General features: G+C 73.3%; 14 protein-coding genes. 4 read left to right on the forward strand and 10 right to left on the reverse strand.

Features of this window, described 5'->3' with window-relative positions:
• Positions 1-4 precede the first annotated feature (4 nt).
• Positions 5-1864, reverse strand: coding sequence for a protein kinase domain-containing protein (locus tag HNR21_RS33390; protein WP_246442437.1), 1860 nt, complete (start codon positions 1862-1864; stop codon positions 5-7).
• 328 nt (positions 1865-2192) lie between these two features.
• Here HNR21_RS33390 and lysX point away from each other — a divergent pair, with 328 nt between their 5' ends.
• On the forward strand, positions 2193-5495 hold the full coding sequence (gene lysX, locus HNR21_RS33395) for a bifunctional lysylphosphatidylglycerol synthetase/lysine--tRNA ligase LysX (protein ID WP_182708255.1): 3303 nt from the start codon (positions 2193-2195) through the stop codon (positions 5493-5495).
• Between the two features lie 44 nt (positions 5496-5539).
• On the opposite strand, the gene HNR21_RS33400 is transcribed toward lysX, so the two are convergent.
• The 5 genes from HNR21_RS33400 to HNR21_RS33420 form a co-directional block, all read right to left on the reverse strand.
• Positions 5540-5920 carry a hypothetical protein gene (locus HNR21_RS33400; protein WP_182708256.1) on the reverse strand — a complete coding sequence of 127 codons (381 nt, stop codon included), beginning with the start codon at positions 5918-5920 and terminating at the stop codon, positions 5540-5542.
• A 60-nt stretch (positions 5921-5980) separates the two neighbouring features.
• A complete protein-coding gene (locus tag HNR21_RS33405; RefSeq protein ID WP_119728770.1) occupies positions 5981-6334 on the reverse strand; it encodes a VOC family protein in 354 nt (117 codons plus the stop codon).
• A gap of 23 nt (positions 6335-6357) precedes the next feature.
• Complete coding sequence (locus tag HNR21_RS33410) at positions 6358-6564, reverse strand: PspC domain-containing protein (RefSeq protein WP_182708257.1); 207 nt, start codon at positions 6562-6564, stop codon at positions 6358-6360.
• Positions 6565-6686: 122 nt separating this feature from the next.
• Complete coding sequence (locus tag HNR21_RS33415) at positions 6687-7352, reverse strand: HAD family hydrolase (protein WP_119728768.1); 666 nt, start codon at positions 7350-7352, stop codon at positions 6687-6689.
• Positions 7349-7996 (reverse strand): MBL fold metallo-hydrolase, encoded by a 648-nt coding sequence (locus HNR21_RS33420; protein WP_182708258.1) that lies wholly within the window; start codon positions 7994-7996, stop codon positions 7349-7351. The genes HNR21_RS33415 and HNR21_RS33420 overlap by 4 nt, the downstream gene beginning before the upstream one ends.
• A 116-nt stretch (positions 7997-8112) precedes the next feature.
• Between HNR21_RS33420 and HNR21_RS33425 the strand changes: the two genes are divergently transcribed.
• From HNR21_RS33425 to HNR21_RS33435, 3 genes are read left to right on the forward strand one after another with little or no spacing between them, the layout of a single operon-like run.
• Positions 8113-9165, forward strand: coding sequence for a phosphotransferase family protein (locus tag HNR21_RS33425; protein WP_182708259.1), 1053 nt, complete (start codon positions 8113-8115; stop codon positions 9163-9165).
• Entirely contained in the window at positions 9162-10250 is a 1089-nt protein-coding gene (locus tag HNR21_RS33430) for an Rv3169 family protein (RefSeq protein WP_182708260.1), read from the forward strand. Before HNR21_RS33425 ends, HNR21_RS33430 begins: the two co-directional genes overlap by 4 nt.
• 16 nt (positions 10251-10266) lie before the next feature.
• On the forward strand, positions 10267-11637 hold the full coding sequence (locus HNR21_RS33435) for an amidase (protein ID WP_182708261.1): 1371 nt from the start codon (positions 10267-10269) through the stop codon (positions 11635-11637).
• An 82-nt stretch (positions 11638-11719) separates the two neighbouring features.
• Here the strand turns inward: HNR21_RS33435 and HNR21_RS33440 are convergent, their stop codons facing one another.
• The 4 genes from HNR21_RS33440 to HNR21_RS33455 all read right to left on the reverse strand — a co-directional run bounded on the left by HNR21_RS33440 (position 11720) and on the right by HNR21_RS33455 (position 14613).
• Entirely contained in the window at positions 11720-12016 is a 297-nt protein-coding gene (locus HNR21_RS33440) for a Fe-S cluster assembly protein HesB (protein WP_119728765.1), read from the reverse strand.
• A 79-nt stretch (positions 12017-12095) separates the two neighbouring features.
• Positions 12096-13052 (reverse strand): LLM class F420-dependent oxidoreductase, encoded by a 957-nt coding sequence (locus tag HNR21_RS33445; protein ID WP_182708262.1) that lies wholly within the window; start codon positions 13050-13052, stop codon positions 12096-12098.
• A gap of 14 nt (positions 13053-13066) precedes the next feature.
• Positions 13067-13834 carry an SDR family oxidoreductase gene (locus HNR21_RS33450; RefSeq protein WP_182708263.1) on the reverse strand — a complete coding sequence of 256 codons (768 nt, stop codon included), beginning with the start codon at positions 13832-13834 and terminating at the stop codon, positions 13067-13069.
• Positions 13835-14151: 317 nt separating this feature from the next.
• A complete protein-coding gene (locus HNR21_RS33455; protein WP_198679500.1) occupies positions 14152-14613 on the reverse strand; it encodes a MarR family winged helix-turn-helix transcriptional regulator in 462 nt (153 codons plus the stop codon).
• Positions 14614-14681: the final 68 nt, after the last annotated feature.

The following is a 14681-nucleotide window of genomic DNA, read 5'->3' on the forward strand; positions in this document are numbered from 1 at the left end:
CGGGTCACTCGGCGGGCCGGAAGCTGCGGAAGACGGGGTCCAGCTCCCGGCGGACCTGCTCCCACTCCGAATCCGGGGCGACCAGGAAGATCGCATAGCCCCGGCCGTTGGCCACGAAGCCCCGGTCCAGCGCGTGCATCCGGGTGGACCCGGACTGCCAGGTGAACTCCCAGTCCGCCGACCGGTCGCCGTCGCCGGTGTCGGGCACGGGCGGCTGGTCGCCGGTCGGGCCCAGCTTGACCCGCTGGTAGCCGGGGAACCGCGAGCCCCGGGACGCGGCCTCCAGGTCCTTCCAGTCCTGCAGGGCGCTCGGCCCGGGGTCGTCGGTCTGGTCGATCTGGACGTACGCGCCGCCGCCCGGCCTGCGGAAGAACACGCTGGACCCCTCGCGGTCCGGGCCGCTCCAGTCCTCGGGGACCGCGACCGCGAACCCGGTCGAGTCCCGGTGGAGGCGGAAGCCCTCGGGGACCTCGCTCTCGGTGCGGTCGGCGGGCGACCCGCTCGCCGTGGGCTCGGTGGTGCGCTCGGCCGAGGGCGAGGCGCTCGCGGTCCGCGCGGGACCGGACCCGCCGGTGCGGCCCGCGGGCGTCTCGGGGTCGTCATTCCGGGACATCGCCATCGCCACCGCGCTGATCGCCAGCAGCACGGCCACCACCACGACGCCGATCAGCACCGGCCGGCTCGGCACCGTGCGCCCGCCGCCGGTGCGGGACGAGGGCCGGGTGGGCAGGTCGTTCGCCGCCGTCGCCGGCGGCGCGGGCTCGGCCCGCTCGGGGACGGGCGCCTTCGGACCGACCCGGGTGCCCTCCCCGGAGTCCACCCGGGTGGCCAGCGGGTCGCCGGAGTCGAGCCGGGTGGCGAGGGGGTCGCCGCCGTCCAGCCGGGTCGCCAGCGGGTCGCCGCCCTCGCCCGGGGCGTCCTCGGCCGGGACCGGCACCGCCTGGGCGCGCTGCCCCGGGTCGGACCGTTCGGACTCGTCGGCCGGCTCGAGCCGCGGCGGCGGCACCGGACGGGTCCGGCTGTCGTCGGCGGAGGACTCGTCGCGGACGATGTCGTCCAGCAGCATCCCGGCCTCGGGGGCGGTCATCCGCTCCGCCGGGTCCTTGCGCAGCAGCCCCTCGATCACCGGCGCCAGCGCCCCGGCGTTCGGCGCGGGCGGCGGATCCTCGGAGATCACCGCCACCAGCGAGGCCATCGGCTCGGGCCGTTCGAACGGGGAGCGGCCGTTCACCATCGCGTACAGCGTGACGCCCAGCGACCACAGGTCCGAGGCGGGCCCGGCGGTCTTGCCGCGGGCGCGTTCGGGGGCGATGTAGGCGGGCGAGCCCATCACCAGGCCGGTCTGGGTGAGGGTGGCGTCCCCGGTGGCGACCGCGATCCCGAAGTCGGTCAGCACGGCGCGGTCGCCGCCGGCCACCAGCACGTTGCTGGGCTTGACGTCGCGGTGCAGCACCCCGGCCTCGTGCGCGGCGTGCAGGGCGGCCAGCATCTGCCGGCCGATCTCGGCGGCCCGCCGCACCGGCAGCGGCCCCTCCTGCTTGATCACCTTGTCCAGCGACCGGGCCCGGATCAGCTCCATCACGATCCAGGGCCGCCCGTCCTCCTCGACCACGTCGTAGACGGTGACCACGCCGGGGTGTCCCAGGCGCGCGGCGGTGCGGGCCTCCCGGAACGTGCGCTTGTACTGGACGGCGCGCTCCTCGTCGGTCAGCCCGTGCGGCAGGATGACCTCCTTGACCGCGACGTCGCGGCCGAGGACCTCGTCGTGCGCGTGCCACACCGTCCCCATGCCGCCATGGCCGACCGGGGCCAACAAGCGGTAACGCCGGGCGAGCAGTCTCTCCCCGGCGGTCTCGTTCGGCATATGCGCGACCATATCGACAATTGCTGACAACCTCGGACGGGGCACGCGAGCAACGGCCCCATACCCTTGGACGCCGCGCCCATCCGGGAAGTTGGCGACTTCTCGCGGACCGGTCGGCGGGCCGTTCCCGCCGGCGCGCTGCGACACTCGTTCTGAACAGGGAGGAACTGCAGACGGTGACGAAAAGGGTCCGTTACCGTGGCCGCGAGCGCGGACAAGCCCGGTAAACCGGTACGCCCGGGCCGGGACCGTGACATCACGCTATGAGTCGATGGTGAGATCCAGCAGTGCGACAGGGAAGACACCGCCGAGCCGCCGCGAGGCGCCGATGACGGCCGACGGCAGGAGCTCCGGGGACCTGTGGGGACGTCTGGTCCGGACGATCCCCGACGGGTTCTTCTGGTACACCCGGCTGTCGGGCGTGCTGTCGATCCTGGCGTTCGTGTCCTCGGACCTGATCCAGCGGCTGGGCGGCATCTGGGCGCTGCGCTGGATCTACTACCTGGGCTTCACCGCCAGCCTGCCGTACGGGGTGCTGCTGATCCTGCTGTCGATGGGGGTGCGGCGGCGCAAGAAGGCGGCCTGGCGGATCCTGATGCTGCTGTTCGGCGGCTACTTCGGGCTGGCGCTGCTGCTGGCCGGCAAGCAGGCGGTCGTGCACGGCCGCGGCGTGCCGCCCGGCGAGCTGGTCACCCTGGCCGCCTACACCGCGGTGCTGACCCTGCTGGCGGCGGCGCGGCGGGAGTTCAACACGCTGCCGGACCGGGCCAACCGGCGGCTGGCGCTGCAGGTGTTCTCCGGGGTGCTGGCGGTCAGCGGGCTGCTGGGCACCGGCCTGGTGACGCTGATGAACCGGGACCCCGACGGCCGGTTCGTCACCGACGCGCTGTACGCGGCGCTGCAGACGATCGGCGGGCCGGGGGTGACCGGCGAGCCGATCGACGTGGACGTGCCGACCCGGGTCAACCTGCTGCTGGGGGTGCTGGGCGCCGGGCTGCTGATCATCACGTTCTGGGCGCTGTTCCGGCCGGGCCGGGGCGACGCGGTGCTCACCCCCGAGGAGGAGCTGCCCGCCCGGCGGCTGCTGGCCGAGTACGGCGACCAGGACTCCCTCGGCTACTTCGCGCTGCGCCGCGACAAGGACGTGATCGTGGCGCCCAACGGCCGGGCCGCCATCTCCTACCGGGTGGAGGGCGCGGTGGCGCTGGCCAGCGGCGACCCGCTGGGCGACCCGGAGTCGTGGGACCAGGCGATCGAGCTGTGGCTGGCCGAGTGCCGGGCGCACGCCTGGATCCCCGGGGTGGTCAGCGCGGGCGAGCGGGCCGCGCATGTGTACCGGCGGCACGGGTTCGACGCGCTGGAGCTGGGCGACGAGGCGATCCTGGAGCTGACCGACTTCACCCTGGAGGGCCGGGAGATGCGCCAGGTCCGCCAGGCGGTGCGCCGGGTGGAGCGGGCCGGCTACACGGTGCGGATCCGGCGGCACGCGCAGATCCCGGCCGAGGAGATGGAACGGATCATCGCCAGCGCCGACCGCTGGCGGGAGGGCGCCACCGAACGCGGCTTCTCGATGGCGCTGGGCCGGCTGGGCGACCCGACCGACGGGCGCTGCGTGATGGTGGAGGCGTTCGACCCGGCCGGGGAGCTGCGCGGCATCCTCAGCTTCGTGCCGTGGGGGCGGACCGGCCTGTCGCTGGACCTGATGCGCCGGGACCGGACCGCCGAGAACGGCCTGAACGAGTTCATGGTCGCCAAGCTGGCCGAGCAGGCCCCGCTGATCGGCGCGCAGAAGATGTCGCTGAACTTCGCGATGCTGCGGTCGGCGTTCGAGCGCGGCTCCCAGCTCGGCGCGGGGCCGGTGGCGCGGGCCTGGTCGCGGGTGCTGTCGGCGGCCTCCAAGTTCTGGCAGCTGGAGTCGCTGTACCTGGCCAACGCCAAGTACAACCCGGTGTGGGCGCCGCGGTTCGTGTGCTACCAGCAGTCCCGCGACCTGGTGCGGCTGGGGCTGGCGTTCGCGCGGGCCGAGGGGTTCCTGCCGACGCTCAACCGGCCCAGGCTGGACCGGGCCGCGCGGCAGGCGCCCTCCCCCGAGCTGGTCGAGCGGATCAGGCGGATCGAGGAGGAGGCGGACGCGGCCCGCACCCCGCAGCGGCGGCTGTCGGAGCAGGAACGGGTGCGGCACGCCAAGCTGGACCTGATCCGGGCCGCCGGGATGGACCCGTACCCGCTGGGCTTCCCGCGCACCGACCACGCCGCCGACATCCGCGCCCGGTTCGGCGACCTGCCGCCGGACACCCGCACCGGGCATCGGGTCGCGGTCGCCGGGCGGGTGGTGCTGGCCCGCGAGCACGGGCGGCTGGTGTTCGTCACGTTGCGCGACGAGACCGGCGACATCCAGCTCATGCTGGCGCACGACGAGCTGACCGCCCGCGGCCGCCCCGGCGCGCTGGCCGACTGGAAGCGGCTGGTGGACCTCGGCGACCAGGTCGGCGTCGAGGGCGAGGTGGTGACCTCGCGGCGCGGCGAGCTGTCGGTGCTGGCGTCGTCGTGGACGCTGACCGCCAAGTGCCTGCGGCCGCTGCCCAACAAGCGCAGCGGGCTGGCCGACCCGGAGGCGCGGGTGCGGCAGCGGTACGTGGAGTTCATCGTCAACGACGAGGCCCGGCGGATGCTGCGGATGCGCGGGGACGCGGTGGCGGCGGTCCGGGAGGGGCTGCGGCGGCGCGGCTACCTCGAGGTGGAGACCCCGATGCTGCAGCCGATCCACGGGGGCGCCACCGCCCGGCCGTTCGTCACCCGGATGAACGCCTACAACATGCAGCTCTACCTGCGGATCGCGCCCGAGCTGTATCTCAAGCGGCTGCTGGTGGGCGGGGTCGGCAAGGTCTTCGAGATCAACCGGAACTTCCGCAACGAGGGCGTGTCCCCCCGGCACAACCCCGAGTTCACGATGCTGGAGGCCTACGAGCCGTACGGGGACTACGACACGATGGCGGTGCTGACCCGGGAGCTGGTGCTGGAGGCCGCCCGCGCCGCGCTCGGCACGACGGTGCTGGTGCGCGACGGCGTGGAGTACGACCTGACCGAGCCGTGGCGGCAGATCACCGTGTACGGGTCGGTGTCGGACGCCCTCGGCGAGGAGATCACCCCGGACACCCCGGTCGAGCTGGTCCGCAAGCACGCCCAGCGGGCCGGGCTGGCCTTCGACGTGGACTGGGGGCAGGGCAAGCTGGTGCAGGAGCTGTTCGAGGCCCTGGTGGAGCCGGAGCTGAAGGCCCCCACGTTCGTGCGGGACTACCCGGCCGAGACCTCCCCGCTGACCCGCCCGCACCGGGCGGACCGGCGGCTGGCCGAGAAGTGGGACCTGATCGTGTTCGGGCTGGAGCTGGGCACCGCCTACAGCGAGCTGATCGACCCGATCCTGCAGCGCCGCCGGCTCACCGAGCAGTCGCTGCTGGCGGCGGGCGGCGACCCGGAGGCGATGGAGCTGGACGAGGACTTCCTGCGGGCCCTGGAGTACGCGATGCCGCCCGCCGGGGGCATGGGGATGGGCATCGACCGCCTGCTGATCACCCTCACCGGCAGGAGCATCCGCGAGACCATCCCGTTCCCCCTGGCCCGCCCGCGCTGACCCGTGGCGCCCCGGAAAGGCGCCCTCGGCGCGGACCGCCGGGCTCAGGCGGGCCGCTTGTCCTCGACGTGGACGACCTCCAGCTCACGGCCGTCCCGGTCGCGCTTGGCACGCCCGTGCAGGCCGATCTCGACGTCCTCGGGGTCGTCGCCCATCTCCTCGGGCGCGACGTAGGTCAGCACGTCGTCGTGGTGGCCGTACACGACCCAGCCGGGGGCGTCGTCGAGGGCGATGACGCCGAAGTCGCCCGCGGGGGTGCCGGCGCGGACCGGGCCGTACTCCCGCAGGATCCCGGTGGCCTGGGCGGTCAGGTCCTCCTCCGGCTCCATGCAGATCACCACGGTGCCGTTGGCGAACAGCACCCAGGACTTGTGCTCCCCGATGATGATCCGGCGCCAGGTCCGCACGAGTTCCGCTGTGTCCATGGCGCCGATCATGCCGTACCGCACCGACCGTTCCGGCCGGAACGGGGCGGGGGGCCGGAGTCAGGCCCCCTCGCCCCGCAGCACGCAGAACTCGTTGCCCTCCGGGTCGGCCAGCACCACCCAGGGCTGCTCGCCCTGGCCGATGTCGACGTGCCGGGCCCCCAGCGCCAGCAGGCGTTCCACCTCGGCGGCCTGGTCGTCGGGGGTCAGGTCCAGGTGCAGCCGGTTCTTGCCGTTCTTGGGCTCGGGCACCCGCAGGAAGAGGATCTTGGGGTAGGTGCCCTCGTCCAGGCCCACCGCCACGCTCTCGGCGTCCTCCTCCAGAATCTTGAATTCCAGCACCCGGCTCCAGAACTCGGCCAGGCGGCGGGGTTCGGCGCAGTCGACGACGAGCCAGTTCCACGAGCTAGCCATGAATGACGCCTACCCCGCTTTTCTCAACGGCCACTTCGGGCAAGGTACCTCTCCTCGGTCGGCAACATGATCCACAGCACGATATAGGCGACGAACTGCGGTCCGGGCAGCAAACACGACAGGACCGCCAGAAGCCGCACCGTCCCGGGCGACATGCCGAACCTGCGGGCCAGGCCCGCGCAGACGCCCGCGATGATCCTGCCGTCACGGGGGCGATACAGACCGGTCATGAGTCCCACTCCTTCGGTCGCCGGTCGTCCGATTCACGTTCCACGCTAGGAACCGGACGATCCGCCTCGAATCACTCGCGCGATCGATCCGTGCCCCATACCCGCGACGTACGGGAAATCCCCTAGGGGTCCCGGCGCGAATTGTGCGCGGCCACAAGACCGGGCAGCCCGGCCAGTTCGTCCAGCACGAAAGTGCAGCGGCGCAGCGCCGCGTCGTCGCGCTGGATGTGCCCCCACGGCCCGCGCCGCAGGAACGCGACCTGCATGCCGAACGCCAGCGCGGGACGCACGTCGTTGTCGATCCGGTCGCCGACGTACAGGATCTCGGCGGGCGGCCGGCCGCACTCGGCGGCGCAGCGGGCGAAGAACTCCGGCGCCGGCTTGCTCACCCCCCACGCGTCGGAGATGCCGACCACGTCGGCCGGCAGCCCGAGCGCGGCGAACTGCCCGACCGCCTCCACCGGCTGGTTGCCGGCGACCCCGACGTACAGGCCCTGCGCGCGCAGCCCGGCCAGGCAGTCGCGGGCGTCGGGGTACAGGTCGTCGGGGCCGAAGCCGTTGGGGACCCCGGCCTCGGCCCGCCGCTTCTCCTCGGTCTCCAGGTCGAAGCCCGGCCGGAAGTACTCGAACACGTCCAGGTGGGCGCCGCCGGTCGCCAGCACCGCGCCCAGCTTGGTCAGGAACGTGTGCCGGGGCACCCCCAGCCAGTCGGCCCAGCGGCCGTAGATCTCCCCCTCGTTGATCAGCGTCTCGCCGATGTCGAAGAAGACCGCCTCGATCCGGGTCACCCCAGCGTCACCGACTCTCCGGGCTTGAGCCGCCGGTAGTCCCTGTCGCCGGCCTTGGCGGCGGCGTTGCCGACGTGGTTCTCCATGATCGAGATGCCGACGTCGTTGAGGATGCCGTCGTGGACGACGTACGCCCGCTCGGGGGCGACCTCCTTGACGTAGGCGTACATCTCGGCGACCTTCATCCACGGCGCGGTGCCGGGCAGGCACAGCGTCGGCACCCGCACGGGCGGGACGGTCAGCGCGTCGCCGGGGTGGAAGACCTCGCCGTCGATCAGGTACCCGGTGTTGGGGATGGGCGGCAGGTCCGGGTCGAGGATCTCGTGCTCGGCCCCGTGGACGTGCACCTCGAAGCCGGCGACGGTGAACGAGTCGCCGTCCCCGGTCTCGGTGACGCGGGAGCCGAGGTCGGCGAGCTTGCCCGCGACGGTCCTGGACGCGTAGAGCCTGAGTCCCGGGTCGGCGGCCATGGCCCGGCGGATGCGGTCCTCGTCGAAGTGGTCGAAGTGCTCGTGGGTGATGAGCACGGCGTCGGCGCCGTCGAGGGCGTCGGTCTCGGGGGTGAGCCCGCCCGGGTCGATCACCAGGGTGCCCTCGTCCTTGCTCAGCCGTACGCAGGCGTGTCCCAGCTTGGTCAGCCTCATGCGCTCCTCCTTCCGCCTCGATGCTTTCACGTACCCGGGACCGGGCATTGACGGGTCCGCCCGCCCGGGATAGAACACGTTCTAGTTCGGGGTGCTCGGCGAGCCAGGAGGCGGTCATGCCCGTTCCCGCGCAGCGAGACCCCGAGACCACCCGGCGGCTGCTGGAGCAGTGGCTGGCCCGCCGGCTGCCCGGCGCCCGCGTGCCCCGCGTCCAGACCCCGCAGACCAGCGGTTTCTCCAGCGAGACCCTGATGTTCGAGGTCGAGCGCGACGGGCGGCTCGAGGCGCTGGTGGCCCGGGTCGCGCCGAGCGCGTACCAGATCTTCCCCGAGCCCCGGTTCGGCGACGAGCACCGGCTGATGCGCGTCCTCGACGAGCGCACCGACATCCCGGTGCCTGCCGTCCGCTGGTACGAGCCGTCGGACGAGCCGCTGGGCGCGCCGTTCTTCGTGATGGCCCGGGTGGACGGCCGGGTGCCGCCCGACATGCCGCCGTACCACTCCGCAGGCTGGGTCACGGAGGTCCCGCCGGGCGAACGCGCCGCCATGTGGTGGTCCGCCCTCGACATCCTGGCCCGCGTCCACCGGCTCGACGTGGACGCGCTCGGGCTGGGCTTCCTGGACCGGCCGCGGTGGGGTCCCACGGGGCTGCGGCAGCGGCTCGGCTACTACGCGCATTACCTGGACTGGGCGTATCCGGGACCGCAGGACATCGCGCGGCGCGCGCTGGACTGGCTCACGGCCAACGCCCCCGACGAGCCCGACCCGCCGGTCCTGCTGTGGGGCGACGCGCGGATCGGGAACGTGATCTTCCAGGACGGCGTCCCGCGGGCGGTGCTGGACTGGGAGTGCGCCGTGCTGGGGGCGCCGGAGGAGGACCTGGCCTGGTTCCTGTACCTGGACCGGCACCACGCCGAGTGCGTCGAGGTCCCGCGGCTGGCGGGCTTCCCGTCCCATGAGCGGACCGTGCGGCGGTACGCCGGCCTGATCGGGCGCCCGCCGCGCCACCTGCGGTACTACGAGGTGCTGTCCGGCTTCAAATTCGCCGTGATCATGGCCCGGATCGGGCAGGCGATGATCGACTTCGGCTGGATCCCGCCCGACGATCCCTTCCCCCGCGACAACACCGCCACCCGGCTGCTGGGCCGGATCCTCGAGGAGAACGCGTGAGCCTGTCCCCGCTCGACGACTACCCCGTCCACCAGGTGCCGGAGGTGATGCGGCATCCCGCCACCTCGGACCGGAACTTCTACGACCGCTACTACTTCACCGGCTTCGACGTCTCCGGCGAGGCGATGCTGATCGTGGGGCTCGGGCAGTACCCCAACCTCGGCGTCACCGACGCGTTCGCGCTGCTGCGGCGCGGCCCGCTGCACAAGGTCGTGCGGGCCTCCCGGGAACTGGGGAACGACCGGATGGACACCCGGGTCGGGCCGCTGCGGGTCGAGGTGGTCGAGGGGCTCAAGAAGCTGCGGGTGACGCTGGACGCGGCGGCCGGGCACGGGATGGCGTTCGACCTGACCTGGGACGGGGCGATCCCGGCGCAACTGGAGCCGCCGCACTTCGTGCGCTGGCAGGAGCGGGTGATGTTCGACTCGCGGCGGCTGGCGCAGACCGGCCGGTGGACCGGGACGATCACGGTGGACGGCGAGACGCTGCGGGTCACGCCGGAACGCTGGTGGGGCGCCCGGGACCGGTCGTGGGGCATCCGGCCGGTGGGCGAACCCGAGCCTCCGGGCATCCAGGCCAAGAACCCCGGCACCTGGTACTGGCTGTACGCGCCGATGCAGTTCGAGACCCACTCGATCCTGTGCATCCTCCAGGAGGACGAGAAGGGACGGCGGCTGCTGGAGGAGGCGGTGCGGGTCTGGCCGGATCCGGACAGGGACCCCGAATACCTGGGGCGTCCCGAATACCGGCCGACCTACCGGGAGGGCACCCGGGAGGTGGCGTTCGCGGCGATCTCGTTCAACCCGCCGGGAGGCAAGCCGTTCGAGGTGCAGGCCACGCCGATCCTGCCGGTCCACATGATGGTCGGCACCGGGTACGGGCTGGAGCCGGACTGGAAGCACGGCATGTACCAGGGGCCGGGCCCGGTGGTGCAGAGCGTGGCCTACGACCTGCACAAGGACGAGGACGCCGCCCGCATGTGGGGCATGGTCGACGCCGCCGGGCGCTTCGAGTACGACGGCCACGTGGGATACGGCCTCTTCGAGTACTGGGCCATGGGGCCGCATCCGTCGTTCCCGGAGTGAGTGGCACACTCGGCCCATGAGCGAGTGGGTTGGGCGGACCGCGGGCGAGATCGCGGCGGCGGTGAAGGCGGGGAAGGTCACGGCGCGCGAGGTCGTCGCGGCGCATCTGGAGCGGATCCGGGAGCTGGACGGCGAGCTGGGCGCGTTCGTGAAGGTGCGGACGGCGAAGGCGCCGGCCGAGGCCGAGGAGATCGACGCGCGCCCGGACCGGGCGGAGCTGCCGCTGGCCGGGGTTCCGGTGGCGATCAAGGACAACGTGCCGGTGGCGGGCGAGCCGATGCGCAACGGCTCGCTGGCCACCGACGACACCCCGCAGCCGGCCGACCATCCGGTGGTGGCGCGGCTGCGCGCCGCCGGGGCCGTGGTGGTGGGCCTGACCAACCTGCCGGAGCTGGCGATCTACCCGTTCACCGACAACGCGTTCGGGGTGGCCCGCAACCCGTGGGACACCAGCCGTACCCCCGGCGGCTCGTCGGGCGGGGCGGCGGCGGCCGTGGCGGCGGGCCTGGTGCCGCTGGCGCACGGCAACGACGGGGCGGGCTCGATCCGGATCCCGGCGGCCAACTGCGGGCTGTTCGGGATCAAGCCGGGGTTCGGGGTGGTGCCGTCGGAGATCGGTCACGACAGCTGGGGCGGGATGTCCGAGAACGGGCCGCTGGCCACCACCGTCGCCGACGCGGCGCTGGCCCTGTCGGTGATGGCCGGCGATCCCGCGCTGGCCGCGCCGCCCGAGCCGGGCAGGCTGCGGATCGCGCTGTCGGTGCGGCCGCCCGCGCCGGGGGTGGCGATCCGGCGGGAGCTGGTGGCGGCGGTCCGCACGGCGGGCCGGGAGCTGGTGCGGCTGGGCCATGACGTGCGGCGGGACGACCCGGACTATCCGCTGTGGGCGGGACCGGCGGTGCTGGGCCGCTGGCTGGCGTACCCGGCGATGGACGCCGAGCCGTTCCGCGACGACCCGCTGCTGGAGTCCCGTACCCGCAAGCACGCCCGTGCGGGCCGGATCGCGCAGCGGGTCCGGCCGCCCCGCGACGGCGGTCCCGGGTCCGACCGGGAGCGGTTCCGGCAGGCGGTGGCGCCGCTGTTCGACCGCCGCGACATCCTGGTCATGCCGACGCTGGCCCGGCAGGCCCCGCCCGCGCGGCCCGGCGGCGAGGGGTCCTGGCTGCGCAGCGTGCTGTCGGCGCTGACGTACGCGCCGATGACCGCCGCCTGGAACCTGGCCGGGTACCCGGCGGCGTCGATCCCGATGGGGATCAGCTCGGCGGGCCTGCCGATCGGGGTGCAGCTCGTGGCCGCGCCGGGCGGCGAGGCGCTGATCCTGGGCCTGGCCGCCCAGTTGGAGAAGGCGCACCCGTGGCGGAGGCTGGCCCCCGGCTACACGCCCTGACCGTGGTGGAGGCACGCCGGGGGTGACGGTCGTCCGGGCGGACGGCCGTCACCCCCGGACGGTTGGTCCTCGGGCCGGGTGCTCAGGCCGGCGTGCCGGGGTCGTCGCCGATGGTGAACGCGACGTCCCCCTGCGGGTCGACCTGGGCGTCCAGGGTCTTGTCCTGCAGCAGCAGTGCCGCCCCGGCCTCCAGGTACACGCGGGCGCCCTCCTTCTCCACGATCTCGTCGCCGGCCTCCGGGGCGGGCGCGACCGACAGGGTCAGCGCCTGCGAGCCGTTGACTCCGGACGCGATGCGGATTCCGGTCTCCGGCGGCAGTTCCGGGTTGGCGGTCACGGTACGGATCACCTGAACGGCACCGCTGGTCAGCGTGAGCACGATCAGCTCCTCACAGTCGGGGTTCCGGACCCCCGCGACCCTGCCCAGGCCCCCTGCCGGTAAACGTCCGTGCCGGCGGTCAGCCCGCCGCCGGGGACAGCGCCCGGACCGCCTCGGCATGGGACATGCCGCCGGTGTTGACCAGGGCGATCACCGGGGTGGTGAGGCCGGCGTCGACGTACTCGCGGATCCGCTCCCGGCACGCCTCCGGGGAGCCGTGCACGATCAGGTCGTCGACGACCTCGTCGGGGATGACCTCCAGCGCGCCCTTGCGGTCGCCGGCCGCCCAGGCGTCGTTCATCGGCTTGAGCGCGTCGCCCCGGCCGAGCCACTCGTGGAACGCCTTGTAGACCGGGACGGTCATGTAGGCGGCGATCATCCACCGGCCGATGGCGCGGGCCTCCTCGGCGTTCTCGGTGGGGCACACGAACAGCCGGGCCAGCAGTTCGGTCTCCTCGCCGATGACGCCGCGGACGGTGCGCACGTCGTTCGGGGACAGCCAGTTGGTGATCGCGCCGTCGGCCTCCTTGGCGGCCAGCCGCAGCATCCCGGGGCGCAGCGCGGCCAGCACGATCGCCGGCGTCTGCTCGGGGGCCCGCTCGAGCTTGAAGCCCTTGACGCCCAGCGCCTCGTCGGTGACCTTCTCCCCGGCCAGCGCCCTGCGCAGGAACCGCAGGGTGTCGCGGGCCCTGGCGTACGGCTCGGTGAACGGGATGCCGTTCCAGCGTTCGACGATGGTGTTGGAGGAGGTGCCGATGCCCAGCACGAACCGGCCGGGGGCCAGCTCGGCGAGGGTGGCGGCCTGCTGGGCGAGCAGCGCCGGGCCGCGGGTGTAGACCGGCACGATCGCGGTGCCCAGCCGCAGCGGCGGCGCCCACTGCGAGGCCAGCGCCAGCGGGGTGAACCCGTCGGGGCCGTTGGTCTCGGCGGACCAGGCGTCGGTGTAGCCCAGGTCGGGCAGGGAGGCGACGATCTCGCGGTGCTCGGCCAGCGGCACCCCGGCCATCGGAACGGTCAGTCCCCAGCGTGCGGTCATGATCGGGTCCTCTCTCAGGCGATCGACGGGCGGACGATGGAGCCGCCGTCCACGACGATGGTCTGCCCCGTCATCCACGACGACGCCTCACCGGCCAGGAAGACCGCCGCGTTGGCGATGTCCTCCGGCTCGCCGAGCCGGCCGAGCGGCAGGGCCTTGCTGATCCGCTCCTCGTGGGCCTCCCACAGCGCGCGGGCCAGGTGGGTCTTGACCAGGCCGGGGGCGATGCCGTTCACCCGCACCCCGGGGGCCAGTTCGACCGCGAACTGCCGGGTCAGGTGGATGACGGCGGCCTTGGTGGCGTTGTAGTAGCCGATCCCGCCCTCGGTGACCATGCCGCCGACGCTGGCGATGTTGATGATCGAGCCGCCCCGCTCGGCCATCGACTTCTTCCAGGCCAGCGAGGTCCACTGCACGATGGCGAACTGGTTGACCTCGACGGTCTTGGCGGCGCGGGCCGCGTCCAGGTCCACCATCGGCCCGTAGTAGGGGTTGGTGCCGGCGTTGTTGACCAGCACGTCGATGCCGCCGAACTCGGCGATCGCCGCGTCCATGCAGGCGGCGGCCTGCTCGGCGTCGCCCACGTGGGCGGCCCTGGCCAGCACCCCGACCTCGGGGTGCGCCGCCCGCAGCTCGGCGGCGACCTCGTCCAGCGCCTCCTGCTTGCGCGAGGAGATCACCACGTTGGCGCCCTCGGCGGCCAGCGCGAACGCGGTGGCCTTGCCGATGCCGCGTGACGCCCCGGTGATGAGTGCGGTCTTGCCCTGCAGTCCGGTCCGCATGCGCCCTCCTGGGGGATCAGGTGCCCGAATCACATTCAGGGTAGTAGGTGACCGACCGGTTAGTTTGTACCACCCCTCCCCCAGGGACCGGACCGGGAACGGGAGGCCCGGATCGCGCCGTCACACCCGAGCCGGTCTCCCGTCCCCGTGCCGCTCAGGCCTCGGCGTCCGGGTTGGAGTAGGTGAACATCCGGGGAGGGACCCTGCGCGAGACGCTGGGCGAAGCGGTCGACGACGCCCTGCGACCGCACCTCGCCTAAGCCGGATCCGGCGATCCGGCTTAGGCGAGCCGCCCTGCGGGATCTGCCGGACAGAACCTAGGGAAGGCGTTCGATCTCGGCGATCACGTCGGGCATGGCGGCGTTCATGCCGCGCACCCAGGCCGCCAGGAACTCCAGTTGGTCGTCGGTCAGCCCGGCGAGGCGGTCGCGGACGGCGCGGGCGACGGGGTCGAAGTAGGCGGAGAAACGGGCGAGGGCGTCGGGGACGGGCTCCACGATGACGCGGCGGCGGTCCCCCGGGTCGCGGGTGCGCTTGACGTAGCCGGACTGCTCCAGGCGGTCGATGACCGCGGTGATCGCGCCGCCGGTGGTGATGCCCATCTGGTGGGCGAGCCGCCCCGGGGTCTGCGGCCCGTCCAGGGCCAGGATGTTGAGGCACTGGGCGTCGGTCACGTTCAGCCCGGCCTTGCTCGCGGTGGCATGGTGCAGCAGCACCGTGAACATGGTGCTGCGCCGCATCTCCTGCCGAAGCTCCTCGGCCAGCCGCCCCCGCTCCACACCAGCAGCCTACGACCCCCACGAAAATCCCTTGAGCCTCCCGAACGACCCGCCCGGTGCGGGGAGCT

The organism is Thermomonospora cellulosilytica (genome assembly GCF_014138835.1).
Taxonomy (GTDB): domain Bacteria; phylum Actinomycetota; class Actinomycetes; order Streptosporangiales; family Streptosporangiaceae; genus Thermomonospora; species Thermomonospora amylolytica.

What these genes read in the sequence shown, in the direction of transcription:
- HNR21_RS33390 (WP_246442437.1), bottom strand. Translation starts at nt 1,864, where the DNA reads ATGCCGAACGAGACCGCCGGGGAGAGACTGCTCGCCCGGCGTTACCGC.
- HNR21_RS33420 (WP_182708258.1), bottom strand. Translation starts at nt 7,996, where the DNA reads ATGAGGCTGACCAAGCTGGGACACGCCTGCGTACGGCTGAGCAAGGAC.
- HNR21_RS33425 (WP_182708259.1), top strand. Translation starts at nt 8,113, where the DNA reads ATGCCCGTTCCCGCGCAGCGAGACCCCGAGACCACCCGGCGGCTGCTG.
- HNR21_RS33450 (WP_182708263.1), bottom strand. Translation starts at nt 13,834, where the DNA reads ATGCGGACCGGACTGCAGGGCAAGACCGCACTCATCACCGGGGCGTCA.
- HNR21_RS33445 (WP_182708262.1), bottom strand. Translation starts at nt 13,052, where the DNA reads ATGACCGCACGCTGGGGACTGACCGTTCCGATGGCCGGGGTGCCGCTG.
- HNR21_RS33435 (WP_182708261.1), top strand. Translation starts at nt 10,267, where the DNA reads ATGAGCGAGTGGGTTGGGCGGACCGCGGGCGAGATCGCGGCGGCGGTG.
- HNR21_RS33400 (WP_182708256.1), bottom strand. Translation starts at nt 5,920, where the DNA reads ATGGACACAGCGGAACTCGTGCGGACCTGGCGCCGGATCATCATCGGG.
- HNR21_RS33405 (WP_119728770.1), bottom strand. Translation starts at nt 6,334, where the DNA reads ATGGCTAGCTCGTGGAACTGGCTCGTCGTCGACTGCGCCGAACCCCGC.
- lysX (WP_182708255.1), top strand. Translation starts at nt 2,193, where the DNA reads ATGACGGCCGACGGCAGGAGCTCCGGGGACCTGTGGGGACGTCTGGTC.
- HNR21_RS33410 (WP_182708257.1), bottom strand. Translation starts at nt 6,564, where the DNA reads ATGACCGGTCTGTATCGCCCCCGTGACGGCAGGATCATCGCGGGCGTC.